Origin of the sequence: Streptomyces sp. NPDC093225 (genome assembly GCF_044753805.1) — a bacterium.
Taxonomy (GTDB): Bacteria; Actinomycetota; Actinomycetes; order Streptomycetales; family Streptomycetaceae; genus Streptomyces.
Genome location: NZ_JBIVNX010000004.1, coordinates 94614 through 118912, shown reverse-complemented (window position 1 = coordinate 118912; position 24299 = coordinate 94614). Strand labels below are relative to the sequence as shown.

The 24299-nt window shown below is 74.1% G+C and carries 15 protein-coding genes; 6 read left to right on the top strand and 9 right to left on the bottom strand.

The genetic code is table 11. From position 1 onward, the window contains the following. The first annotated feature begins 91 nt into the window (after positions 1 to 91). Both ACIQCH_RS06230 and ACIQCH_RS06225 read left to right on the top strand, forming a co-directional pair. Positions 92 to 2542: a DNA topoisomerase (ATP-hydrolyzing) subunit A gene (locus ACIQCH_RS06230; RefSeq protein WP_402578465.1), complete on the top strand. Its 2451-nt coding sequence runs from the start codon at positions 92 to 94 to the stop codon at positions 2540 to 2542. A gap of 172 nt (positions 2543 to 2714) precedes the next feature. Continuing rightward, entirely contained in the window at positions 2715 to 4793 is a 2079-nt protein-coding gene (locus ACIQCH_RS06225; protein WP_402578463.1) for a restriction endonuclease, read from the top strand. Between the two features lie 27 nt (positions 4794 to 4820). Here ACIQCH_RS06225 and ACIQCH_RS06220 read toward each other — a convergent pair whose 3' ends face one another. Further along, positions 4821 to 5924, bottom strand: coding sequence for a CobW family GTP-binding protein (locus ACIQCH_RS06220; protein WP_402578461.1), 1104 nt, complete (start codon positions 5922 to 5924; stop codon positions 4821 to 4823). Between the two features lie 303 nt (positions 5925 to 6227). Next, entirely contained in the window at positions 6228 to 7391 is a 1164-nt protein-coding gene (locus tag ACIQCH_RS06215) for a citrate synthase (protein WP_402578459.1), read from the bottom strand. A 79-nt stretch (positions 7392 to 7470) separates the two neighbouring features. Here ACIQCH_RS06215 and ACIQCH_RS06210 point away from each other — a divergent pair, with 79 nt between their 5' ends. The 3 genes from ACIQCH_RS06210 (at position 7471) to ACIQCH_RS06200 (ending at position 11184) form a co-directional block, all read left to right on the top strand. Next, positions 7471 to 8709: a citrate synthase gene (locus ACIQCH_RS06210; RefSeq protein WP_402578457.1), complete on the top strand. Its 1239-nt coding sequence runs from the start codon at positions 7471 to 7473 to the stop codon at positions 8707 to 8709. A gap of 106 nt (positions 8710 to 8815) precedes the next feature. Then, the gene (locus ACIQCH_RS06205) at positions 8816 to 10456 is read left to right on the top strand and encodes an ATP-binding protein (RefSeq protein ID WP_402578455.1); all 1641 of its coding nucleotides are present in this window, start codon (positions 8816 to 8818) and stop codon (positions 10454 to 10456) included. Then, positions 10453 to 11184: a response regulator gene (locus tag ACIQCH_RS06200; protein WP_402578453.1), complete on the top strand. Its 732-nt coding sequence runs from the start codon at positions 10453 to 10455 to the stop codon at positions 11182 to 11184. The genes ACIQCH_RS06205 and ACIQCH_RS06200 overlap by 4 nt, the downstream gene beginning before the upstream one ends. An 87-nt stretch (positions 11185 to 11271) precedes the next feature. Here ACIQCH_RS06200 and ACIQCH_RS06195 read toward each other — a convergent pair whose 3' ends face one another. The 3 genes from ACIQCH_RS06195 to ACIQCH_RS06185 form a co-directional block, all read right to left on the bottom strand. Beyond that, a complete protein-coding gene (locus ACIQCH_RS06195; protein WP_402578451.1) occupies positions 11272 to 12852 on the bottom strand; it encodes a cation acetate symporter in 1581 nt (526 codons plus the stop codon). Next, positions 12849 to 13484, bottom strand: a complete 636-nt coding sequence (locus tag ACIQCH_RS06190; RefSeq protein ID WP_402578449.1) for a DUF485 domain-containing protein — start codon at positions 13482 to 13484, stop codon at positions 12849 to 12851. The genes ACIQCH_RS06195 and ACIQCH_RS06190 overlap by 4 nt, the downstream gene beginning before the upstream one ends. Before the next feature lie 139 nt (positions 13485 to 13623). After that, positions 13624 to 15744, bottom strand: a complete 2121-nt coding sequence (locus ACIQCH_RS06185; RefSeq protein WP_402578447.1) for a type IIA DNA topoisomerase subunit B — start codon at positions 15742 to 15744, stop codon at positions 13624 to 13626. 456 nt (positions 15745 to 16200) lie between these two features. On the opposite strand from ACIQCH_RS06185, the gene ACIQCH_RS06180 reads away from it, so the two are divergent. Continuing rightward, positions 16201 to 16431 (top strand): hypothetical protein, encoded by a 231-nt coding sequence (locus ACIQCH_RS06180; protein ID WP_030204450.1) that lies wholly within the window; start codon positions 16201 to 16203, stop codon positions 16429 to 16431. Positions 16432 to 16530: 99 nt separating this feature from the next. On the opposite strand, the gene ACIQCH_RS06175 is transcribed toward ACIQCH_RS06180, so the two are convergent. From ACIQCH_RS06175 to ACIQCH_RS06160, 4 genes are all read right to left on the bottom strand, one after another. Then, on the bottom strand, positions 16531 to 17457 hold the full coding sequence (locus tag ACIQCH_RS06175) for a S1 family serine peptidase (RefSeq protein ID WP_402578444.1): 927 nt from the start codon (positions 17455 to 17457) through the stop codon (positions 16531 to 16533). A gap of 120 nt (positions 17458 to 17577) precedes the next feature. Next, the gene (locus tag ACIQCH_RS06170; protein WP_402578442.1) at positions 17578 to 19155 is read right to left on the bottom strand and encodes an RNA polymerase sigma factor; all 1578 of its coding nucleotides are present in this window, start codon (positions 19153 to 19155) and stop codon (positions 17578 to 17580) included. A gap of 362 nt (positions 19156 to 19517) precedes the next feature. Further along, entirely contained in the window at positions 19518 to 20459 is a 942-nt protein-coding gene (locus ACIQCH_RS06165; RefSeq protein ID WP_402578440.1) for a FadR/GntR family transcriptional regulator, read from the bottom strand. 116 nt (positions 20460 to 20575) lie between these two features. Next, a complete protein-coding gene (locus tag ACIQCH_RS06160; RefSeq protein WP_402578438.1) occupies positions 20576 to 23941 on the bottom strand; it encodes an ATP-binding cassette domain-containing protein in 3366 nt (1121 codons plus the stop codon). Positions 23942 to 24299 lie beyond the last annotated feature (358 nt).

Here is a 24299-nt window from a genome sequence, read left to right as displayed (position 1 = left end):
CTGACCCGGGTCGGCGTCAGGGTTGTCAGTGCATCGGTCCACAATGGACGCCGTCAGACCCCCATCCCGGATCACGAGGAGCCGCAGCGCGATGGCCCGCCGCAGCACGAAGACCCCGCCGCCGGAGGATTTCGAGGAGAGGATCCTCGACATCGACGTCGTCGACGAAATGCAGGGCTCCTTCCTTGAGTACGCCTACTCGGTGATCTACTCGCGGGCCCTGCCGGACGCGCGCGACGGCCTGAAGCCGGTGCACCGCCGGATCGTCTACCAGATGAACGAGATGGGCCTGCGCCCCGACCGCGGGTACGTCAAGTGCGCCCGCGTCGTCGGCGAGGTCATGGGCAAGCTCCACCCGCACGGAGACGCGTCCATCTACGACGCGCTGGTGCGCATGGCCCAGCCCTTCTCGATGCGCGTGCCGCTGGTCGACGGCCACGGCAACTTCGGCTCGCTCGGCAACGACGACCCGCCGGCCGCCATGCGCTACACCGAGTGCCGCATGGCCGACGCCACGAGCCTGATGACCGAGTCGATCGACGAGGACACGGTCGACTTCACGCCGAACTACGACGGCCAGGAGCGCGAGCCCGTCGCGCTGCCGGCGGCGTACCCGAACCTGCTGGTCAACGGCGCCCAGGGAATCGCGGTCGGCATGGCGACCAACATGCCGCCGCACAACCTGGGCGAGGTCGTCGCGGCCGCCCGCCACCTGATCCGGTACCCGAACGCGGACCTGGAGGCGCTGATGCGCTTCGTCCCGGGTCCCGACCTGCCGACCGGCGGCCGCATCGTGGGCCTGCAGGGCATCAAGGACGCGTACGAGTCCGGCCGCGGCACCTTCAAGATCCGCGCCACGGTGGCGGTCGAGGACGTCACGGCCCGCCGCAAGGGCCTGGTCGTCACGGAGCTGCCGTTCACGGTCGGCCCCGAGAAGGTCATCGCGAAGATCAAGGACCTGGTCGGCTCGAAGAAGCTGCAGGGCATCGCGGACGTCAAGGACCTCACCGACCGCGCGCACGGCCTGCGCCTGGTCATCGAGATCAAGAACGGCTTCCACCCCGAGGCCGTCCTGGAGCAGCTGTACAAGCTCACGCCGATGGAGGAGTCCTTCGGCATCAACAACGTGGCGCTGGTCGACGGCCAGCCGCTCACGCTGGGCCTCAAGGAGCTGCTGGAGGTCTACCTCGACCACCGCTTCGACGTGGTCCGCCGGCGCAGCGAGTTCCGCCGCGGCAAGCGCCGCGACCGGCTGCACCTGGTCGAGGGCCTGCTGGTGGCCCTGATCGACATCGACGAGGTCATCCGGCTGATCCGCTCCAGCGAGAACTCCGCGCAGGCGAAGGAGCGCCTGATGGAGCGCTTCTCGCTGAGCGAGGTGCAGACGCAGTACATCCTCGACACCCCGCTGCGCCGGCTCACCAAGTTCGACCGCCTGGAGCTGGAGTCGGAGCGCGACCGGCTGAAGGCCGAGATCGAGGAGCTGACGAAGATCCTCGAGTCGGACACGGAGCTGCGCAAGCTGGTCTCCACCGAACTGGCCGCGGTGGCCAAGAAGTTCGGCACGGACCGGCGCACGGTCCTGCTGGAGTCGGCGGGCGCCCCCGTGTCGGCGGTCCCGCTCGAGGTCGCGGACGACCCGTGCCGGGTGCTGCTGTCCTCGACCGGCCTGCTGGCCCGTACGGTCACCGGGGACCCGCTGCCGGAGGGCGACGGCAAGCGCGCCAAGCACGACGCGGTCGTCTCGTCGGTGCTGGCCACGGCCCGCGCCGAGGTCGGCGCCGTCACCTCGGCGGGCCGCCTGCTGCGGGTGGCGGTGATCGACCTGCCGCAGCTGCCGGACACGCACGCGGCGCCGACCCTGGCCGGCGGCGCACCGCTGTCGGAGTTCCTCTCCCTCGAGACGGACGAGCAGGTGGTGTGCCTGACGACGCTGGACGAGGCCTCGGCCGGACTGGCGCTGGGCACCGAGCAGGGCGTGGTCAAGCGCGTCGTGCCGGACTACCCGGCGAACAAGGAGGAGCTGGAGGTCATCACCCTCAAGGAGGGCGACCGGATCGTGGGCGCGGTGGAGCTGCGCACCGGCGAGGAGGACCTGGTCTTCCTCACGGACGACGCACAGCTGCTGCGCTACCCGGCGGGCCAGGTCCGCCCGCAGGGCCGCCCGGCGGGCGGCATGGCCGGCATCAAGCTGGCCGAGGGCGCCCGGGTCATCCACTTCTCGGCGGTGGACCCGGCGGCGGAGGCGTACGTCTTCTCGGTGGCCGGCTCGCAGGACACGCTCGACGACTCGGGTTCGACGGCCAAGCTGACGCCGTTCGACCAGTACCCGCGCAAGGGCCGGGCCACCGGCGGCGTGCGCTGCCAGCGCTTCCTCAAGGGCGAGGACAAGCTGGTCTTCGCCTGGGCCGGTGCGGCCCCGCTCCGCGCCGCCTCGGCCAACGGCGGCCCGGTCGCCCTGCCGGACCCGGACCCGCGCCGCGACGGCTCGGGCACGCCCCTCGACAGCCCGGTCGCGGCGATCGCGGGCGCCCCGCTGTAACCCCCGCCGCGCGCCCGTCCCGACGCCCCCGGCCACCACGGCCGGGGGCGTCGGCGCACCCGGCGGACGCCCCGGTCGGGCACCCGGAAGGGATGCCCCGAATCGGGCCAACCCCGTCCGAGCCTCAACTAAAGTCGGCGAAGAACTGAATGCGGGGGGAAAGGCGCAGCGCATGAGCCGTCGGGGCAACGGGGTCTTCGCAACCTGGGCCGAGGCACAGCACCAACTCCATCAGGCCCAGTTGGTGCAGCAGCGCGAGGCGGAGCGGCGCCAACGGGCCCACGAGCGGGACCTGGCCCGCAGCCGCCGGGAGCAACAGGCGGCACACCGGCAGTACCGCGAGGCCGAGGCGCGGCGCCGCACGGAGGAGCTCGATGCCGAGGTCGCCGCGCTGGAGGGCCTGCTGGCCGCCGGCTGCCGCGCGCCGGCGTTCCGGATGTCGGCCATGCGGCGGGCGGAGCAGGTGGAGCCCTTCGCGCCCGGCGCGCTGGCCCGACCGATACCGATGCCCGACCCGCAGGCCTTCCAGGCCCCGTCCGGCGGGTGGTCGCTGGGCAGCGGGCGCCGGGCCCAGGAGGAGGCGCACGCCCGCTACACGCAGGCCTGGCACGCCGCGCAGGCCGCCGAGGCCGACCGGCAGCGCCGGCTGGCGGACTACCGCGCGCAGTACGACCGGTGGGCGGCGGCCCAGCTGGCCGAGATCAGGCGGCACAACGACGGCCTCGCCGGGACGGTGGCGGCCCTGCGTACCGGCGACCCCGACGCGGTGGTGGAGTACTTCTCCGCGGCCCTGTACGCCGCCACGGCCTGGCCCGCCGAGCTGCCCCGGCGCCTCACGGCGGCCTACGACGCCGCCGCCCGCCAGCTCGTCGTCTCCTGGGAGCTGCCGCGCTACGACGTGGTGCCCGAAGCCAAGCTGGTCAAGTACCTCCCGTCGGTGGACCAGGAGAGGGAGACCGCCCGGCCGGTCACCCAGCGCCGGGCCCTGTACCGCGGCACGCTGGCGCAGTGCGTGCTGCTGGTGCCGCACACGCTCTTCGCGGCGGACGAGTACGGCGTCCTGGACTCCGTGGTCGTCAACGGTTTCGTGGACGACCACGACCCGGTGACGGGACGGCGGTCGGAGGTGGTGGTGGCCACGGTCACGACCACCCGCTCCACCTTCGCGGGCCTCCACCTGGCCCAGGTCAGCCCGGTGGACTGCCTGGTGGAGGGCCTGCGCGGGCAGCTGTCGACCAAGCCCGACCAGCTGGTCGCCGTACGCCCGGGCCGGACGCCGGAAGCGGTCGGCGCCGCGGTGGTCGCCCACGGACCGGACAGCGGCGGACCGGAACCCGACCTGTACGCGATGGATCCGATCGAGTTCGAGCACCTGGTGGCCGCCCTCTTCCGGGCGATGGGGATGGAGGCGGTGACCACCCAGCGGTCGAACGACGGCGGGGTCGACGTCGAGGCCGTCGACCCGACCCCCATCCGCGGCGGCCGGATCGTCGTGCAGGTCAAGCGCTACCGCAACACCGTGAACCCGTCCGCGGTGCGCGACCTCTACGGCACGGTGCAGAGCTGCGGGGCGAACAAGGGCGTCCTGGTGACCACGTCCCGGTTCGGGCCGAGCTCGCACGCGTTCGCCGAGGGCAAGCCCCTGGAGCTGGTGTCCGGCCCGGATCTCGTCGACCTCCTGCACCGCCACGGCCTGCGCGGCCGGCTGGGCGACCCGGCGGCATCCGGCCCTCCGGCTGCCCCGCCGACGGCCGCCGGGGGCCCGCCCACCCACAACGTCCTGGGCATGAACTGGTCCGGAGCGGTCCAGCTCGACGTCTGCGCGCTCGTCTGCACCGGGAACCGGGCCCTCGGGGACGACTGGTTCGTCTTCTTCAACAACGACCGGACCCCGGACGGCTCCGTGCGCACGCGGACCGTCCCGGCGCCGGACAAGGCGGCCCTGGAGGTGGCGTTCGAGGCACTGCCGAGCCGCGCCGACCGGGTCGTGCTCGTCGCCGCGGTGGATCCCGACGACCCCCGCTCCACCGACCTCGCCGGGTTCACGGACGCGCACATCAGGCTGCTGGACGCCGCGGGCGCGGAACAGGGTCGGCTGGACGTCTCCGACGGCCGCCCGGGCGAGACCGCGCTGGTGCTCGGCTCCTTCCGGCACCGCGGCAACGACGACTGGGACTTCGTCATCGGCGGCAAGGGCTACCGCGGCGGCCTGGCGGAACTGCTGGCCGACTTCGGCATCGACGTCGCCTAGGGCCTGGGCACCGGCCGGCCGCAGGCGCTACTCCAGCTCGTCGGAGTCGTCCCGGCCGGCGCCGGCCGCTGCGGCCGCGGCGAGCTCGGGCACGTACCGCAGGACCCCCCACATGGTCTCCGGACCCGCCCGGTGCGGGGCGGGCTCGCGGCAGCCCTCCAGAGCCCGCGCGAGGGCCTCGCCGTCCGTGCCCGACCCGATCAGGACGAGCCGGGTGACCCGGGGCTCGTCGCGGCCCCAGGGGTGCCGGGCGAACCGCAGGTAGCGCCCCACGGCGTGGATCTCGTACTTCTCCTGGTGCCCGGGTACGCCGAAGTAGACGAACCCCTTGATGCGGTACAGCCCCGCCGGCCTGCCGTCGAGGAAGTCCATGAAACGGCGCGGGCTGAGGGCCTGCTCCGAGACGAACCCGACGCTGTCGTAGGCGGCGTGCAGGTGCGCCCCGTGCGTCCCGCCGCACGCGTCATGGTGCCCGGCCGCCTCGGCGAGCAGGTCCTCGAACGAGAGCTGGCCGCGCGTCTCGCTCCACTCCACGCGGTCGAAGAGCAGCTCCGGCTCGATCCGCCCGTGGTCGGCCGCCACCACCGGCACCCCCGGGCACAGCCCGGCCAGCACGCCCTCGACGCGCGCCAGTTCGGCTTCCCCGACCCGGTCGGCCTTGTTGAGCACGACGAGGTCGGCCACGGCCAGGTGCCGGTCGGTCTCCGGGTGCCGGGCCCGGGTGGCGTCGAACTCGGCCGCGTCGACCACCTCGACCGTGCCGCCGTACCGGACGGCCGGGTTCTCGCTGGCCAGCAGCATGCGGACCAGCTCCTGCGGCTCCGCCAGCCCGCTCGCCTCGATCACGATGACGTCGATGCCGTGCTCGGGCCGGGACAGCTTCTCCAGGTACGCGTCGAGCTCGCTGCCGTCCACCGCACAGCACAGGCAGCCCCCGCCGAGGGAGACCATCGAGTCGCCCACCTGCCCGGCCACCGACATGCTGTCGATCTCGATCGAGCCGAAGTCGTTGACCACGACCCCGATCCGGGTGCCGCGGCTGCTCCGGAGCAGGTGGTTGAGGAGGGTGGTCTTACCGGAACCGAGGAAGCCGGTGAGGAGGACGACGGGGATGGGCTGGCTGCTGCTCACGCCGACCGATGGTAGTCAGTCAGAGCCACGGCGGGCCGCCCCGTGGTGTGTGGGGCAGCCGCTTGACTTCCCGTGGCAGGCTGGTCCGGAGGCGGGCCCGGGCCTGGGGTGGCCGAAGGCCAGGGGCGGAGCCCCCGAAGCCCCAGGGGTGGGCCTGCCGCAGGGCCCGCAGGCCACGGGAAGTCAAGCGGCGAGGGGACCCACACACCACGGGGCGGCCCTACGAAGCGAGAGCAAGCCCCGACACCGGCCCACGACAGAACCCGCCCCGTGGCGAAGGCACCCACACCCTCACGCGCTACCTCACCCCACCACCGGCACCACCTGCGGCGGAGTCGGCCCCGAGTACCGCGCCGCCGGCCGGATGATCTTCGAGTCCACGGCCTGCTCCAACACGTTGGCGCTCCACCCGACCACCCGCGCCACGCAGAACGTCGGCGTGAACATCTCCCGCGGCAGTCCGCACAGCTCCATGACCACCCCCGCGTAGAACTCCACGTTCGTGTGCAGCTCCCGCCCCGGCTTGAGCTCCGCCAGGATCGCCTCGACCCGGGCCTCCACCTCCACCGCGAAGTCGACGAGCGGCCCCCCGAACTCGCGGGCGATCTCCCGCAGCATCCGCGAGCGCGGGTCCTCCGTGCGGTAGACGGGGTGGCCGAAGCCCATGATCCGGTCGCCGGCGAGCACCCGCTCCCGGATCCAGCCGTCGATGCGGTCGGTGCTCCCGATGGCGTCGAGCGTGTCCAGCGCGCGACTGGGCGCACCGCCGTGCAGCGGCCCGGAGAGCGCGCCGATCGCACCGGTCAGGCAGGCGACGACGTCCGCGCCGGTGGAGGCGATGACCCGGCCGGTGAAGGTGGAGGCGTTGAAGCCGTGGTCGATGGTCGAGATCAGGTACCGCTCGACCGCGCGCACCTCGGCCGGCCCGGCCTCCCGCCCGGTCAACATGTACAGGTAGTTGGCCGCGTACGGCAGGTCGTCGCGCGGCTCGACCGGTTCCAGGCCCTGCCCGAGCCGGTGCAGCGCCGTGAGCAGCGTGGGTACGGCGGCACACGCGGCCAGCGCGTCGGCCGCCCGGCGCTCGGGCTCGAGGTCGTACACGGGCCGGAAGCCGGCCGCCGCGCCCAGCAGGGACAGGGCGGTGCGCAGCCCGGCGAGCGGGCCGGAGAGCGCGGTGGCCCGGGCCAGGGCGGGCAGGGCGTCGCGGACCTCGGCGGGCAGGTGCCGCAGCGGGGCGATCTCGGCGGCGAACGCGGCGCTGCGGTCCCGGTCCGGGAGGGCGCCGCGGAACATCAGGTACCAGACGTCCTCGAACGAGCGCCGTTCGGCGAGCTCGACGGCGGAGTACTGGCGGTAGTGGTAGAAGCCCTCGCGGCCCCGGACGTCACCCAGGGCGGTGTCGGTCACGACGACGCCGGCGAGTCCGCGGGGCACCTCGACGCTCGTGGCGGTTGCGGTGTTGTCCATGACTCGACCATCCATGCTTGACTCCATCCATGTCAATATTGATTCAATCAACATATGCAGAGGTCTGTAGGGTGGCTGCATGACCGATCCCGCGGCGGCCCCGGAGGGCCGGCTCACCACCCGCCAGGCCGCCGAACTGCTCGGCGTGAAGCCCGCGACCGTGTACGCGTACGTCAGCCGCGGTCTGCTGGCCTCCCGCCGCGAACCCACCGGCCGGGGCAGCACGTTCGACGCCGCCGAGGTGTCCGCGCTGGCCCGGCGCACCCGGCGCGAGGCCGCGACCCCGCCCGGCGAGCTGACCGTACGGACGGGCCTGACGCTCATCGAGGCGGACCGGTACTGGTTCCGCGGCGTGGACGCGGTCGCCCTGGCCTCGCGCCACCGGTACGAGGAGGTCGCCGAGTGGCTGTGGACCGGCCGGCTCCCGCGCGGGGCGCGGTTCACCGCCCCGCCGGAACTGCTGGCGGCCGCCCGCCGGGCGGTGGCCGCGCTCCCCGAGCACAGCGGGCCCGTGGACCGGCTGCGGGTGGCCACGGCCGCCGCCGCGGCGGCCGACCCGCTGCGCTTCGACCTGTCGCCGGAGGCGGTGCTGGGCACGGCCCGCTCGCTCATCCCGACGCTGGTCGAGGCCCTGCCCGCGGCAGGGCAGGAGCACCGGGGCGAGGGCCGGCTGGCCCGGCGCCTGTGGACCCGGCTGACCGCGCTACCGCCGGACACCGACCCGGTCGGCGCCCTCGACCTGGCGCTCGCCCTGCTGACCGACCACGACCTGGCCGCCTCGACGCTGGCCGTACGGGTCGCCGCCTCGGCCCACGCCCACCCGTACGCCTGCGTGTCCGCGGGCCTCGGCGCCCTCGACGGGCCCCTGCACGGCGCGGCCGGCCCGTTGGCCCACCGCATGCTGCTGGAGGTCATGGAACGCGGCGGAGCCGCCCCCGTGGTGGCCGACCACCTGCGCTCGGGGCGCCGCGTGCCGGGACTGGGGCACCGGCTCTACGCGGGCGAGGACCCGCGCGCGACGGCCCTCTTCGCGCGCCTGGCGGACCTGCCGCAGGCGGGGCCGGCGCTGGCCGCGGCCCGCGACGTGGTGGCGGTGACCGCCCGGCAGGGACGGGGGCTGCACGCCAACGTGGACCTGGCGCTGTCGGTGCTGACGGTGTCCTACGGCATGCCGGTGGAGGCCGGCGAGACCGTCTTCGCGGTGGCCCGCACCGCCGGCTGGATCGCCCACGTCCTGGAGGAGTACGGCGAACGCCCGCTCCGCATGCGCCCCAGCGGCCAGTACGTGGGCCCCCGCCCACCCCAGCCGCTGCCCTGACGTCATCCGCCCCCACCCGAGCCACCCCCACCCCAGCCACCCCCACCCCGAACCGTGACCGACCAGGCGTACCGGATCCCCCGAAGCCGACCTACCGTGGCACGTCATGAGCACCGCACAGCGCACCGGCCCGGCGGGCCGCCCCGCCCCCCGCCGCCGGAGGCCCCGCCCCCGGCTGCCGCGCCGCGTCTTCTCCCAGGTGCTCCTGATCCAGCTGGCCGTCGCCACCGGGGTCACCGTCCTCGCCACCGGTCTCTTCCTCGCCCCGCTCGGCCACCAGCTCGACGACCAGGCCATGCGCCGCGCCCTGGCGATCGCCCAGGGCGCAGCCGCCGACCCCCGCCTGGCCGCCGACCTGCTGACCACCCCCGCCACCCCCAACGGCCCCGTCCAGGAGGCCGCCGAGCGGATCCGCCGGGCCACCGGCGCCGAGTACGTCGTCGTCCTCGACCGCAACGGCATCCGCCGCTCGCACCCCAGCCGTTCCCGCATCGGCGGGCACGTCTCCACCGACCCCACCGAGGCCCTCGCCGGCCACGAGGTGATGGAGATCGACGACGGCACCCTCGGCCGCTCCGCCCGGGGCAAGGTCCCGCTGCGCGACGCGCGCGGCGCCATCGTCGGTGCGGTCTCCGTCGGCATCGCGTACGACAGCGTCCGCGACCGGCTGCTCGGCGCGATCCCGGGCCTGCTCGCGTACGCCGGCGGGGCGCTGGCGGCCGGCGCGCTCGCCGCGTACCTGATCTCCCGTCGGATCCAGCGCCGCACCCGGGACCTGGCCTTCTCCGACATCACCGCGCTGCTGGCCGAGCGCGAGGCGATGCTGCACTCCATCCGCGAGGGCGTGGTGGCGCTGGACGCGGAGGGCCGGATCCGGCTGGTCAACGACGAGGCGCAGCGCCTGCTCGGCCTCACCGACGCGGACACCGAGCGCCCGCTGGACGAAGTGCTGGGCGCTGGCCGCACCACCGACGTACTGGCCGGCCGCGTCACCGGCACCGACCTGCTCACCGTCCAGGGGACACGGGTGCTGGTCGCCAACCGCATGCCCACGGAGGACGGCGGGGCCGTCGCCACCCTGCGGGACCGCACGGAGCTGGACCGGCTGGGGCGCGAACTCGACTCCACCCGCGGTCTGATCGACGCCCTGCGCGCCCAGGACCACGAGCACGCCAACCACCTGCACACGCTCCTCGGCCTGCTGGAGCTCGGCCTGCACGACGAGGCGTCGGCGTTCGTCACCGAAGCCGTCGGTGTGCACCGGGCCACCGCCGAGCAGATCACCGAGAAGGTCCACGACCCGCTCCTCGCCGCCCTGCTGGTGGGCAAGGCGACGGTCGCGGCCGAGCGCGGCGCGGCCCTGACGCTGTCCCCCGCCACGTCCCTCCCGGACCGCCTGGTGGACCCGGGCGGACTCGTCACCATCGTGGGGAACCTGGTGGACAACGCCCTCGACGCGGTCGCCGGCCGGCCCGCGGCCCGGGTCGAGGTGGACCTGCGGGCCCGGGACCGCGCGGTGGAGGTGGCCGTCCGCGACACCGGACCCGGCGTTCCCGCCGACCGGCGCGAGGAGGTCTTCACGGAGGGCTGGTCGACCAAGGAGGCCCCGCCGCACGGCGCTCCGCGCGGCCTCGGGCTGGCGCTCGTACGGCGGCTCGCGCAGCGGCAGGGCGGCACGGCCCGGGTGGCCGGGGCCCCGGACGGCGGCGCGGAGTTCTCGGTCCTGCTCCCGGAGGCCCTGCGATGACCGGCCCCGTACCCGTACCCGCCCCTGCCCCCGCCCCGGTGGACGTTCTGGTCGTCGACGACGACCCGCGGGTGGCCCGCGTCAACGCCGCCTACGTGGCCAAGGTCCCCGGCTTCCGGGTCGTCGGGCAGGCCCCCACGGCGGCGGCCGCGCTGGCGTTCGTCGGGGCGCACCCCGTGGACCTGGTCCTGCTCGACCACTACCTGCCCGACGAGAACGGCCTCGACCTGGTGCGGCGGCTGCGCGAGCGGGGCCACCACGCCGACGTGATCATGGTCACGGCGGCCCGGGACCTGGCCACGGTGCAGTCGGCGATGCGGCTGGGCGCCCTGCAGTACCTGGTGAAGCCGTTCACCTTCGCCGGGCTGCGCTCGAAGCTGGAGGCGTACGCGGGACTGCGCCGTACGCTCGCGGCGGGCGGCGAGGCCGAACAGGCCGAGGTGGACCGGATCTTCGGCGCACTGGCCGCCGCGGCCGCCCCGGTCGACCTGCCCAAGGGACACTCCCCCACGACCGCCGAACTGGTCCGCCGGGTCCTGATGGCGGACGGCGGGGCCCTGTCTGCGCAGGAGGTCGCCGAGCGCGCCGGCCTGAGCCGCCAGACCGCCCAGCGCTACCTGAAGCTCCTGGAGCGCGGCGGGCGGGTCCGGCTGAGCCTGCGGTACGGCGAGACGGGCCGGCCGGAGCACCGCTACGCGTGGGTGCCCGCCGCGACCGGGGGCGGCTGAGCCGCACCGCCACGGCACGGGCCCACCCGGCCCCGGCCCCGGCGCAAGGTCACCCGGCCCCGACTCCCGCCACGCCGCACCACGACCTCACACGGCCCCCGCCCCCGTCAGCGAGCGGACCTCGGTCTCGGCGTACGCGTCGTCGTCCGCGCTGTCCGGCGAGGTGACCGTGCCCAGCCAGCCGGCCAGGAAGCCGAGCGGGATCGAGACGATGCCGGGGTTCTGGAGCGGGAAGTACTGCAGGTCCAGCCAGGGGAAGAGCGAGTCGGGGCTGCCCGACACCACCGGCGAGAGGACCACCAGGACGACGGCCGGGACCAGTCCGCCGTACACCGACCAGACCGCGCCCCGCGTGGTGAACCCCCGCCAGAACAGCGAGTACAGCAGCACCGGCAGGTTGGCGGAAGCGGCGACGGCGAAGGCGAGGCCGACCAGGAACGCCACGTTGAGGTCCTGGGCGATCAGCCCAAGGCCGATGGCGACCACGCCGATGCCGACGGCCGCGGTCCGGGCCACCGTCACCTCGCTGCGCTGCTTGGCCCGGCGCCGCCTGAGCGAGGCGTACAGGTCGTGGGCCACGGACGCCGAGGAGGCCAGGGTGATGCCGGCGACCACGGCGAGGATGGTGGCAAAGGCGACCGCGGCGACGAAGGAGAACAACAGCGTCCCGCCCATGCCCTCGCCCCCGAGGAACTTGGCGAGCAGCGGTACGGCCGTGTTGCCGGAGGCGTTGGAGGCCTTGACGCTCTCGGGTCCGACGAGCGCGGCCGCGCCGAAGCCCAGCACGATGGTCATCAGGTAGAAGCCGCCGATCAGGGCGATGGCCCAGACGACGGAGCGGCGGGCGGCCCGGGCGGTGGGCACGGTGAAGAAGCGGCACAGGATGTGCGGCAGGCCGCCGGTGCCGAGGACGAGCGCGAGGCCGAGGCTGATGAAGTCGAGGCGGGCGGTCCAGCCGCTGCCGTACTTCAGGCCGGGGCCGAGGAAGGCGCGGCCGTGGCCACTGCGGTCGGCCGCGGTGAGCAGGAGCGCGTTGACGTCGCCGTGGAAGCGGACGAGGACGAGCACGGTGAGGACGATCGCCCCGCCCATCAGGAGGACGGCCTTGACGATCTGGATCCACGTGGTGGCGCGCATGCCGCCGAAGGACACGTAGACCACCATCAGCGCCCCGACGCCGATCACGGTCCAGGCGCGGGCGGCGCCGCTGGTGCCGCCGAGGAGCAGGGCGACGAGGCTGCCCGCGCCGACCATCTGGGCCACCAGGTAGAGCACGGAGACGGCGACGGACGAGGTGCCGGCGGCGATGCGGACGGGGCGCTCGCGCATCCGGGCGGCGACCACGTCGGCGAGGGTGAACCGGCCGCAGTTGCGGACCAGTTCGGCGACGAGGAACAGCACGACGAGCCAGGCCACGAGGAAGCCGACCGAGTAGAGCAGGCCGTCGTAGCCGTAGAGGGCGATCAGGCCGGAGATGCCGAGGAAGGAGGCGGCGGACATGTAGTCGCCGGCGATGGCGAAACCGTTCTCCAGCGGCGAGAAGAGCCGGCCGCCGGCGTAGAACTCCTCGGCGGAGCCGTGTCGGTTGCGGCTGACCCAGGTGGTGATCGCGAGGGTGGCCGCGACGAAGAGGCTGAACAGGACGAGGGCGAGGGTCTGGTCGCTCACCGGCCGGCCCCCTCGGCTCCGCCGCGGTGCGCGCCGGGCCCGCCCAGCCTGCCGTGCCCGCCGTGCCTGCCGCGCGCGCCGCGCGCGCCGCGCCCGCCCTGCCCTCCCTGCTCCGCGGTGCGCACCGACGGGCCGCCGGCACGGGCCGCGCGCTCGCCGCTGCGCGCCTGCTCGAACACCGTCCACCGCAGGTCGAGCGCCGCACTGTCCCGGCGGAGCCGGGCGTGCCGGGCGTACGCCCAGGTCAGCACGAAGGTGGAGAGGAACTGGCCGAGGCCGGCCAGCAGTGCCACGTTCACCGCCCCGACCACCGGTCGGGCCATCAGGTCCGGTGCCGCGGTCGCGGCCACGACGTAGGCCACGTACCAGGTGAGGAACCCGGCGGCGCCGGGGACGACGAAGCGGCGGTAGCGTCCGCGCACCTCCTGGAAGGCCGCGCTGGCCTGGACCTCGCGGTAGATCTCGGCCGCCGAGGCGGGCCGGGCCGGGGTCCCGGCGGGCTCGGCGGCGCCGGGTCCGGGGTCGACGGCCGCGCCCGGGTCCTCGCCCTCCCCCCAGCCGGCGGCCAGCGCGTCGTACCAGGGGTCGTCGAGCCGGATCGTTCCGGCATCGCGGCGGTCGTGCTTGTCCACCGAACTCTCCTTGTCCGCGGCGGCCTTGGCCGCGTGCCCACAAGGATGTGCGGAGGGGGTGCTTTCCGGACTGATGTCCCGGTTCTGTTCACCCCATCAGGTGACGGGTGAGCAGAGCCGGGACACCGGCCGGTCGGGGTCAGGCGTCGATGCGCGAGCGGTCCAGCGTGGCCGCGGAGCTGGTGATGAACTCCTTGCGCGGGGCCACCTCGTTGCCCATCAGCAGGTCGAAGACCTGCTCGGCGGCGTCCAGGTCGCCGATGTTGATCCGGCGCAGCGTGCGGTGCCGCGGGTCCATGGTGGTCTCCGCGAGCTGGTCGGCGTCCATCTCGCCGAGGCCCTTGTACCGCTGGATCGAGTCCTTGTAGCGGATGCCCTTGCGCTGGTACTCGAGCAGCGTCTGGCGCAGCTCGTTGTCCGAGTACGTGTACACGTACTTGTCCTGGCCCCTCTTGGGCTGGACCAGCTCGATCCGGTGCAGCGGCGGTACGGCGGCGAAGACGCGGCCCGCCTCGACCATCGGGCGCATGTAGCGCTGGAAGAGGGTCAGCAGCAGGGTGCGGATGTGGGAGCCGTCGACGTCGGCGTCGGTCATCATGATGACCTTGCCGTAGCGGGCCGCGTCGATGTCGAAGGTGCGGCCCGAGCCGGCCCCTATGACCTGGATGATCGCGCCGCACTCGGCGTTCTTCAGCATGTCCGAGACGGACGACTTCTGGACGTTGAGGATCTTGCCGCGGATGGGCAGGAGCGCCTGGAACTCGGAGTTGCGGGCCAGCTTCGCGGTGCCGAGCGCGGAGTCTCCCTCGACGATGAACAGCTCGCTGCGGTCGACGTCGTCGCTGCGGCAGTCGGCCAGCTTGGCGGGCAGCGAGGAGGACTCCAGGGCCGTCTTGCGGCGCTGGGCCTCCTTGTGCTGGCGGGCGGCGATGCGGGTGCGGGCGGCCGCGACGACCTTCTCCAGCACCGCGCGGGCCTGCTGCTTGTCGTCGCGCTTGGTGGAGGTCAGGAAGGCCTTGAGCTCCTTGGCGACCACGGCGGCCACGATCCGGGCGGCGGCGGAGGTGCCGAGCACCTCCTTGGTCTGGCCCTCGAACTGCGGCTCGGCCAGTCGGACGGTCACGACCGCGGTCAGGCCCTCCATGGCGTCGTCCTTGACGACGTCGTCCTCGGCGACGCGCAGCAGCTTGGTGGCGCGCAGGACCTCGTTGACCGTCTTGGCGATGGCACGCTCGAAGCCGGAGACGTGGGTGCCGCCCTTGGGCGTGGCGATGATGTTGACGAAGGACCGGACCGTGCTGTCGTACCCGGTGCCCCAGCGCAGGGCGATGTCCACGCCGAGCTCGCGGGTGACCTCCGTGGGGGTCATGTGGCCGCGCTCGTCGAGGACCGGGACGGTCTCCTTGAAGGTGCCCTGGCCGGTCAGTCGCAGCACGTCGGAGACGGGCTTGTCCTGGGTGAGGAACTCGCAGAACTCGCTGATGCCGCCGTCGAACCGGAAGACCTCCTCGGTCTTGCCGGCGCCGTCGATGGCCCGCTCGTCGCGGACCACGATGGTCAGGCCCGGCACGAGGAAGGCGGTCTGGCGGGCGCGCTGGTAGAGGTTCTCCAGCGCGAGCCGGGCGTCCTTGAGGAAGATCTGGCGGTCGGCCCAGTAGCGGATGCGGGTGCCGGTGCGGGTCTTGGGCACGCGCTTGCCCTTGACCAGGCCGTTGGCCGGGTCGAAGGGGGCGTCGGGGCCCTGCTCGGTGAAGAGGCCCGGCACGCCGCGGCGGAAGCTGATGGCGTGGGTGGACCCGTTCCGGTCCACCTCGACGTCGAGGCGGGCGGAGAGCGCGTTCACCACGGAGGCACCCACGCCGTGCAGGCCGCCGGAGGCCGCGTACGACCCGCCGCCGAACTTGCCGCCCGCGTGCAGCTTGGTCATGACGACCTCGACGCCGGACAGGCCGGTCTTCGGCTCGACGTCGACGGGGATGCCGCGGCCGTTGTCCTTGACCTCGACGGAGCCGTCCTCGTGCAGGACGACCTCGATGTGGTCGCAGTAGCCGCCCAGGGCCTCGTCGACGGAGTTGTCGATGATCTCCCAGAGGCAGTGCATCAGGCCGCGGCTGTCGGTGGACCCGATGTACATGCCGGGACGCTTGCGGACGGCCTCGAGCCCCTCAAGGACGAGCAGGTGCCGCGCGGTGTAGTTGGAGCCGTCCCGGTCTGCTCCGGTCAGCAGCGCGCTGGAAGGCACGGACGTGTCGGCGGTCACGCAGTTCGCTCCTCGCTGAATTTCTGGTCTTGCCCGATCGTGCGCAGGGCTGGCTCGTTAGCCGGTCTGAGGGTACCGAGGCCTGGTAGAGCCGATGCAACGCCACCCTCGCGCTTCTTCAGCCTAGTGCAGAGTCGCATGGATGTTCGATCGCTCGATGGAGTGAAGCAAACATCACGTTCCCTTCCAGGCATGAACCATTTAGGGTTCGGGCACGTCCTCATGAACAACCGGCACACACGCCGGGGAGGACGACAACCGCGACAAGCACCTACCGACAACGCGAAACCGTAAAGCAACGCAAGCCACGCAATACGGCTCATTCGCCGCCAACCGGCAGCAGCCGACCAGCTTCGGGAAGGAATGTTTCGAGGAAGAGCCGCGAGCGGGAACGTTTACGGCCTGGTTGGATGTTGACCCTGGTACGACAGCTCGTCGAGCTAGAGAAGAGGCGACGTGACTACTGTTCTGACCCCCGCGACCCCGCTGACGGCCGCCGACCGATGCGACCGTTGCGGCGCCCAGGCATATCTGCGCGTCGTCCTGATGAGCGGCGGAGAACTGCTCTTCTGCGCCCACCACGGTCGCAAGTTCGAGCCGGAACTCAAGAAGATCGCCGCGGAAATACAGGATGAGACCGAGCGGCTGACCGCCGCTCCGGCCACGGCCGACACCGAGGAACGCTGACCTCGCATCCCGACGAGCCAGTGCCGGTCCAGGACCGGCCGCCGGGCGGCTCCCCTGCGACCCAGGGGAGCCGCCCGTCCTCATGTCCGGGCCCGCCACTCACCCCCGGTGCCCCTGCGCGGGCGCCCGGGAGGCGCCGGCCTTCCGACCCGCCGACCCCGCCGCGGCCTCCCCACGGCCCGGGGTCGCGTCCGCCCCGGCCCGGTGCGCGATCACCTCGGCCACCGGCGCGATCCTCGTGTACACCCCGGGGCTGTCCGCGCGGCCGCAGCCGCGCCCCCAGGACACCAGCCCGATGAGCCTGCCCTGGGCCACCAGGGGCCCTCCGCTGTCGCCCTGGCAGGCGTCCCGGCCCCCCTGCCGGTGGCCCGCGCACAGCATGGACGTCCGCAGGAACCGCCCCGTGACGTCCCCGGGGTAGGCCTCCTCGCACTCCTCGTCCGCCAGCACCGTCACCGGTGCGGCCCGTAGCGCGTACGCGTAGTCACCGAGGCCCGTCGTGTCCCCCCACCCGTACACCGTCGCCCCGGACCCCGCCTCGTACCGCGAGTCGCCCGGACCGGCCAGCGGCAGGACGTACCGGGCCGGCACCTCCTCGGCCAGGGTCAGCACCGCGAAGTCCCCGGCGTTCGTGTAGGCGTCGTACTCCGGGTTCGTCCAGGCCTCGCCCACCGCGATCTCCCGGCCGCCGACCCCGAGCAGGTCGCTGCGCCCCGCGATCACCCGCAGGTCCCGGGTCGCCGCAACGGACCCGCCGAGCACCTGGCGGGCCAGGCAGTGCGCCGCGGTGAGCACGGCCCGCGGCGCGATCACCACTCCCCCGCAGAACTGGCCCGCGCGCGTACGCCCGAACCGGTCACGGCTGGCCAGCGCCACCACCCAGGGGTTCTCCGACGCACGCACCTGCCGTCCGCCGATCACCCCGCTGTCGGCCGCGACGGGCGGGGCCCCGGCCAGCGGTCCCGCGGCGGCCCCCGCCAGCAGGGTCAGTGCTCCGGCCAGGGCGCGGGCAGTGGGACGACGCATGGGGCCTCCTGACGCTCGGTGTACGTGACTCCACCCAGAGTGGGACGGCCGGTCGGGGCGCGCACGGCGAAGGCCCGGCCCCACGAGGGGTCCGGGCCTGCCGACGTACCGCCGGGCGGACTAGTCGAGGTAGTCGCGCAGCACCTGGGAGCGGGACGGGTGGCGCAGCTTCGACATGGTCTTGGACTCGATCTGCCGGATCCGCTCGCGCGTGACGCCGTAGACCTTGCCGATCTCGTCGAGGGTCTTGGGCTGGCCGTCGGTGAGGCCGAACCGCATCGAGACCACGCCGGCCTCGCGCTCGCTGAGGGTGTCGAGCACCGAGTGGAGCTGCTCCTGCAGCAGCGTGAAGGAGACCGCGTCGGCCGGCACGACGGCCTCGGAGTCCTCGATGAGGTCACCGAACTCGCTGTCGCCGTCCTCGCCGAGCGGGGTGTGCAGGGAGATCGGCTCGCGGCCGTACTTCTGGACCTCGATGACCTTCTCGGGGGTCATGTCGAGCTCCTTGGCCAGCTCCTCCGGGGTGGGCTCGCGGCCCAGGTCCTGGAGCATCTGGCGCTGCACGCGGGCGAGCTTGTTGATGACCTCGACCATGTGCACGGGGATGCGGATGGTGCGGGCCTGGTCGGCCATGGCGCGGGTGATCGCCTGCCGGATCCACCAGGTCGCGTACGTGGAGAACTTGTAGCCCTTGGTGTAGTCGAACTTCTCGACCGCGCGGATCAGACCCAGGTTGCCCTCCTGGATCAGGTCCAGGAAGAGCATGCCGCGGCCGGTGTAGCGCTTGGCGAGCGAGACCACGAGGCGGAGGTTGGCCTCCAGCAGGTGGTTCTTCGCGCGGCGGCCGTCCTCGGCGATGATCTCCAGCTCGCGCTTGAGCTTGGGGGCGAGCTTGTCGGAGTTGGCCAGCTTGTCCTCCGCGAACAGGCCGGCCTCGATGCGCTTGGCGAGCTCGACCTCCTGCTCCGCGTTGAGCAGGGGGACCTTGCCGATCTGCTTGAGGTAGTCCTTGACGGGGTCGGCGGTGGCGCCGGCCACGGCGACCTGCTGGGCGGGCGCGTCGTCCTCGTCGTCGTCGGACAGGACGAAGCCCTTGGCCTCGCCGCCGGTCTCTTCCTCTTCCTCCGGTCCGCCCTTGCCGGGACCCTCCTCGAGCGGCTCTTCCTCGGAGCCCTCGTCGGAGTCCTTCTTCCCGGCGGTCTTCTTCGCGGCGGTCTTCTTGGCCGCCGCCTTCTTGGCCGGGGCGGCCTTCTTCGCCGCGGCCTTCTTGGCCGGGGCGGCCTTCTTCGCGGGCGCGGTCTCGGCCTCGGCGTCGTCGGCAGGGGCGTCCGGGTCCACCGTTCCGGCCGCCGGCTCGGCGGGGGCCGTGGCCTTGGCGGCGGTCTGCTTGGCCGCCACCGTCTTCGTGGCCGTGCGCTTGACGGGGGCTTTCGCTGCGACGCTCTTGCGGGGGGTGCGCTTGGGCGACTCCGCGGCACTGACCATCAGCGTCACACCCTCTTCCTCGAGGATCTGATTGAGGCTGCGCAGAACATTCTTCCACTGGGTTGGCGGAATCTGGTCAGCCTCGAAGGCCCGACGCACGTCATCGCCGGCGATCTGACCCTCAGCCTTTCCCCGCTCGATGAGCGCCATGACAGACTCGGACTCGGAGATCTCCGGGGGGAGCGTACGGGATGTGCTGGCCGACACGAACAACCTCTCGGAACGATGGGAACGGCATCCGGCCCCCGTCCTGGTGCTGGACCGGAGCCGACGACCACCGGCGGGGAATGGGCCGGCGGCGCGGGCTGGGACCGGGGAGCTGCACAGCGCCCTGAGAGGCAGCTGTTTCCCTCCGTCGGCCATCACCTCTTAGGTCATCGCGCAACCTCGCGGAGCGTTACGCCCAATCTTCGTGGCCCGAGTCACACCCCTACTGGGCGAAACCAGTTCATACGGTCGTACGACCAGCCCGCCCGGACCCCGTAGGAGCAGGTCCGGGGCGTCGTACGAGCGGATCGCCGGCCCCGCTCACAGCCGTGTCGCCGGACCCGTCGAGGTCCGGCGACGGGGGCGGCTCAGTGCTCGCGCGGGGCGGGGACGACGCGCTCCACCTCCGGGTGCACCGTCAGCAGCTGGCGCATGGCGGACTCGGCGGCCTGGGAGTCGCCGGCCGCGAGGGCCTCGACCATCCGGGCGTGGTGCGCGACCGAGGTCTCGCTGGGGCGGTCACAGGCGGTGGCGGGGCTGCCGGAGACCTGGAGGGCGGCGGCCACGATGCCGGAGAGGTGCTCCAGCATGCGGTTGCCGGCGACCTGGATGAGCAGGGCGTGGAACTCGTTGTCGGCGCGCGCGAAGGTGATCGCGTCGCCCTGGCCGAGCGCGTGGCCCATGATCTCGACCATGTCGGAGAGGCGCTGCTGGACGTCCTGGCGGCCGTGCCCGGCGGCGAGGCGGGCGGCCAGCGGTTCGATGGTCCAGCGGAGCTCGTTGAGCTCGCGGCGCTGGTCCTCGCGCTGGGGGCCGAAGGCCCGCCACTCGATGATGTCGGGGTCGAGCAGGTTCCAGTCGCTGACGGGGCGGACCCGGGTGCCGACGTTGGGGCGGGCGCTGACGAGGCCCTTGGCCTCCAGGACGCGCAGGGACTCGCGGACGACGGTGCGGGAGACCTCGAAGCGCTGCCCGATCTCCTCCGGGACCAGCGGGCGGTCCGCGCCCAGGTCGCCGGAGACGATCATCTGCCCGAGCTGCTGGACGAGTTGGCCGTGGAGCCCGCGGCCGCGGCTGCCCGCCGCCCGCCGGCCGACCCGGCCCAACTCGACGTCGGGGCCGTCCCAGTGGGGCACTCCGACGCGGTCGGCGCCGGGGGCGTCCGCGTAGGGGTAGCGGTCGAGTTCGCCCGGGCCGGCGAGGCCGGAGTCGGCATGGCGGGCGGCGGACATCATGGAATGCGCAAGGGTACTCACGACTCCTTTGTCGGCTCCGGTTCCACGGCCCTTGAGGTCTTTGGTGAAAAGCACACGAAAGGGTGATCGGCGCCACCTGCGCAATTGACGCCTTATCGTAAAGAACCGGGCCTTTTCGGGGGAGTTGCGGTCCCCACGAACCGAATCCGGCTCTTCACGGTCTCAAACGATCACCAGTGCACCCGGCTTCGCAGCCCTGTGAACCCGTACGCACACATGAGGACCATCAGGGACAACACGAGTGCGGTGCCGACGGGTTGGGCCATCACCCGCAAGGCCCCCATGACGACCCGGTCGGCCTCCGGCGGGACCTGGGCCCACGCCAGGTGCCGCAGCCGGGCCGCGATCCCTGCGGTGGTGTGGGCGGCGGGCCCGTCGAGCACCTTGCGCACGAGGGGCACCACGGCCACGGGAACGGCGAGGACCGCGGCCACTCCTGCGGTGGTGGCGCGGAAGACGCCGGAGGCGAGTACGCCGGCCCAGGCGCAGCCGACCAGCAGCCCCGCCCAACTGGCTCCCGGGGCGATCCAGTTCGCCGGGGCGTCGATCAGGTCGGCGTCGTAGACCAGGCGCAGGGCACCGGCGTCGGCGGCCACGGCGAGGGCGCCGATCAGGAGGGCGAGGGTGGCGGAGACGCCGAGTTTCGCGAGCAGCAGCCCGAGGCGGCGCGGCACGGTGCCGCGGTCCGCGGCCAGGGCCGGGTACCGGTACTCCTCGCCGAAGGAGAGCGCGCCGAGCAGGCCCGCGCCCAGCGCGGCGGGGGGCAGCGGAAGGTACCCGGGCCAGGCCGCGAGCAGCCGCGGCTGCGGGACCTGGCCGCCGCGGGCGAGCAGCACCGCGAAGAGCGTCGACAGGACGGTCGCGGCCAGGACGACGACGGTCGCGGTACGCGTCCCGAAGGCGCGCCGCAGCTCGTAGCGCAGCGGCCGCAGCGGCCCGCCGACGCGCCGCACGGTCAGGGGCGGCGCGATCGGCGGCAACGCCCGCGCGTGCCGCCCCCGCCGCCCCTCGCCGTCCCGCACCGGCCCCGGCGCGTCCGACGCTCCACCAGCCGCTTCCTCGCCGGCGCCACGGGGCCACGCCCCGGCCGGGTCGTCGTGCTCGGGCGTTCGCGTCCCGACGGTGTCGGGGAGCAGCCCTCCGGCCGTCCCGCGGGGACCGTCCGACACCTCGGCAGCCCGCCAGGCCTCGGCCCGGTCGCCGTCCCCGGCCGTCGCCCACCCCGCCGCGCCGCCACCCGACGCCGCTCCACCGTGGCCCCCGCCCGACGGCGCGGCAGGTCGCGGCGCGGCGGGGTACCCGGTCGCCGGCCACACCGACGCGCCATCGCCCCACGGTTCAGCAGGAGCGGGAACGGCGTCGCCGCCCTCCCCGGCCACCGGCTGCACGACCTCGTGGTCGGCGGACGGCGTGGCGGGCCGCGGCGCGCCGTACCTCGGGCCCGGCCACACCGGCGCGCGGTCGTCGGACGGCGAGAAGGGCCGGGGCGCGGCGGTACCGGGCGTCCAGCCCGCGCCCTGCGCCGCCGGGCGGGCCGGTCCGTCGGCCGTGCCGGACGTTCCGGCGTCCGCCGAGGGATCGGGCCCCCGGCCGTCGTAGGGTCCGGAGTCCGCCGGACCGTCGGCAGGCAGCAGGCCGCTCGGGCCACCGTGGCCAACCGTTCCCCACTCGCCGGGCTCACTGCCCGTCCGGGCCGCACCCAGTACGCTCCGGTTCCTCGACCGGTCGTGGTCGGCCGCGCCCGCACGGTCGGCGGGCGTCGCATCGAAGCCGACCACCCCGGCCGCCACGCCGGTTCCGGAGGTGCCCGGCCTGCGTCCGGACGGGCCGGGGCCGTAGGCCGCGGGCGCACCGCCGGAGGCGGGTCCCGGCACGAGCGGCCCGGGCCCGGTCCCCTTGGTGCCGATCGGGGCGCGCGACGCGGTGGCTTCCCCGGCCGTGCCGCGGGAGCCCTCCGCGCCGTCCGCCACCGACTCCAGAACCGCCCGGCCTGCGCCCCCCGACACCGCGTCGGCCGAGCCGTAGGGGGAGGGGGTGCCCGGCGACGGGTCGGTCGGAGCCGGGGAGGTTCGACCCCAGTCGATCGACGCACGAGCAGCCGCATCCCCGTCCGCCGCAGCCGCGGAAACGGGGCGGCCCGCGGCCCCCGGAGCCGACGCCGTCGGGGCCGAGGAAGCCCGGCTCCCAACCGGGGGCGCAGCGGAGACCGGACCGGTGGCCGGCGGGGCCGGGGACGCCGTCCCGGGCGGTGCCGAGGCAGCGTTGGCCCGCCCTGCGGCCACAGCGGTCCGGGAAGCCGGGTCCGAGGGCACCCGGGCTGCCGGGCCCGAGGCCGCCCAGGTCGCGGAAGCCGGGTCCGACAGCGCCGCGGCCGCCGGGCCCGAGGACGTCCAGGTCGCGGAAGCCGGAGCCGAGGGCGCCGGGGCTGTCGGGCCCGGAGCCGTCGGGCACGGGGCCGTCCAGGTCTCGGAGGGCGGGTCCGGCGGCGCCAGGGCCGGGGAGGGCGCGCCCGCAGGAGGCGGGGCGGACGAGGTGGTGTCCCGGGCCGTCGGGGCGGCGGGGTGGTGCGAGGCCGCGGGGGCGACCGGGGAGGGAGACGGGGAAGGTCCGGGGGCGGGGGGTTCCGACGCGCCGGGGGCGGGGTGGGGAACGGCGGCGTGCGGGCCGGAGTCCACGGTCTCGTCCGCGAGTTGGTGGAGCAGCACGCCGTGGCGGTAGGCGGCCTCACCGATCTCGGCGCAGCTGCTGCCGTAGACCGACAGCCGGCTGCCGCTCTCCTCGACCACCTCGACGGAGCGCCGCGCGGCCCGGGCCTCGCGGCCGAGCAGCGTGGCGAGCCGGGCGGCGTACGGCGTGCGCACGGCGACCCGGGGCCGCAGCCGGGTGCGCGCGAACTCGGTCGCCTCCTGGTCGGCGACCAGCCGGCCGCCCTCGATGCACACGACCCGGTCGGCGCTGCGCGCGGCCTCCTTGGGGTCGGAGGTGGTGAACAGGACGGCGCCACCGAGGGTGGCGTGCCCGCGCAGCAGGCCGTGCAGCCAGGTCCGGTCGCGCGGCGAGAGCCCGTCCGAGGGATCGTCGAGCAGCAGCGTGCACGGATCGGCGAGCAGCGCGGCCGCGATTCCGACCCGGCGGTCCATGCCGAGGGACAGCGAACCGAGGCGTTCGTCGCGCAGCCCGGCGATGCCGACCACGTCGAGGAGGGTGTCGGCGCGGTCGGCCGGCACCCCCACGGCGGCGCAGAGCATGCGCAGCTGGCTGCGCACCGTGCGGGCCGGGTGGCCGGGTACGTCGCCGAGCAGTACGCCGACCTCGCGGGACGGATGCGGGATCCGGTGCAGCGGGCGCCCGCGGAAGTACGTGACGCCACGGCCCGGTTCGAGCTGGAGCATCAGCCGGAGCGCCGTGGTCTTGCCCGCGCCCGGCTCGCCGAGCAGGGCGGTCACCCGGCCGGGATGGGCTTCGAACGTGAGGTCGTCCACGGCGGGCGGGAGGTTCTTGCGGGGGGCACTGGTGATTCCGATGGCCTGGAGCATCGCGCTTCTCTCGCGGGAGGTGAGACCGCTCTGCGGCACGGTGGGGGGTACCACGGGAAGATAACGCGATATGTCCGATTTTTGCTGTAACTTGGCCCGCGTCACCCCGCCCCGTCAGGCCTCCGGCCCCACCCCTCGCACGCCGCCCGACCACGCACGACGGGACCACCACCCCGGCCCCGACGAGCCCGCACTCCACCCCTCACCCACGGACGGCGGCGCGCACGCCCGGCCGGCGCGCAGGAGCGTGGAGCGTGGTGACGCAGGACCCGCACGCCGCCCGGAACCGGCACGCGACCCTCTCGGCGGTGCTCACGGCCGACCGTACGCGCGGACGAGCCGGCGGAGCCTGCCGATC

Bases quoted from the DNA above. Each gene is read 5' to 3' on its own strand.
- ACIQCH_RS06160 (WP_402578438.1), bottom strand. From the start codon at position 23,941: ATGCTCCAGGCCATCGGAATCACCAGTGCCCCCCGCAAGAACCTCCCG.
- ACIQCH_RS06205 (WP_402578455.1), top strand. From the start codon at position 8,816: ATGAGCACCGCACAGCGCACCGGCCCGGCGGGCCGCCCCGCCCCCCGC.
- ACIQCH_RS06230 (WP_402578465.1), top strand. From the start codon at position 92: ATGGCCCGCCGCAGCACGAAGACCCCGCCGCCGGAGGATTTCGAGGAG.
- ACIQCH_RS06175 (WP_402578444.1), bottom strand. From the start codon at position 17,457: ATGCGTCGTCCCACTGCCCGCGCCCTGGCCGGAGCACTGACCCTGCTG.
- ACIQCH_RS06215 (WP_402578459.1), bottom strand. From the start codon at position 7,391: ATGGACAACACCGCAACCGCCACGAGCGTCGAGGTGCCCCGCGGACTC.
- ACIQCH_RS06200 (WP_402578453.1), top strand. From the start codon at position 10,453: ATGACCGGCCCCGTACCCGTACCCGCCCCTGCCCCCGCCCCGGTGGAC.
- ACIQCH_RS06210 (WP_402578457.1), top strand. From the start codon at position 7,471: ATGACCGATCCCGCGGCGGCCCCGGAGGGCCGGCTCACCACCCGCCAG.
- ACIQCH_RS06225 (WP_402578463.1), top strand. From the start codon at position 2,715: ATGAGCCGTCGGGGCAACGGGGTCTTCGCAACCTGGGCCGAGGCACAG.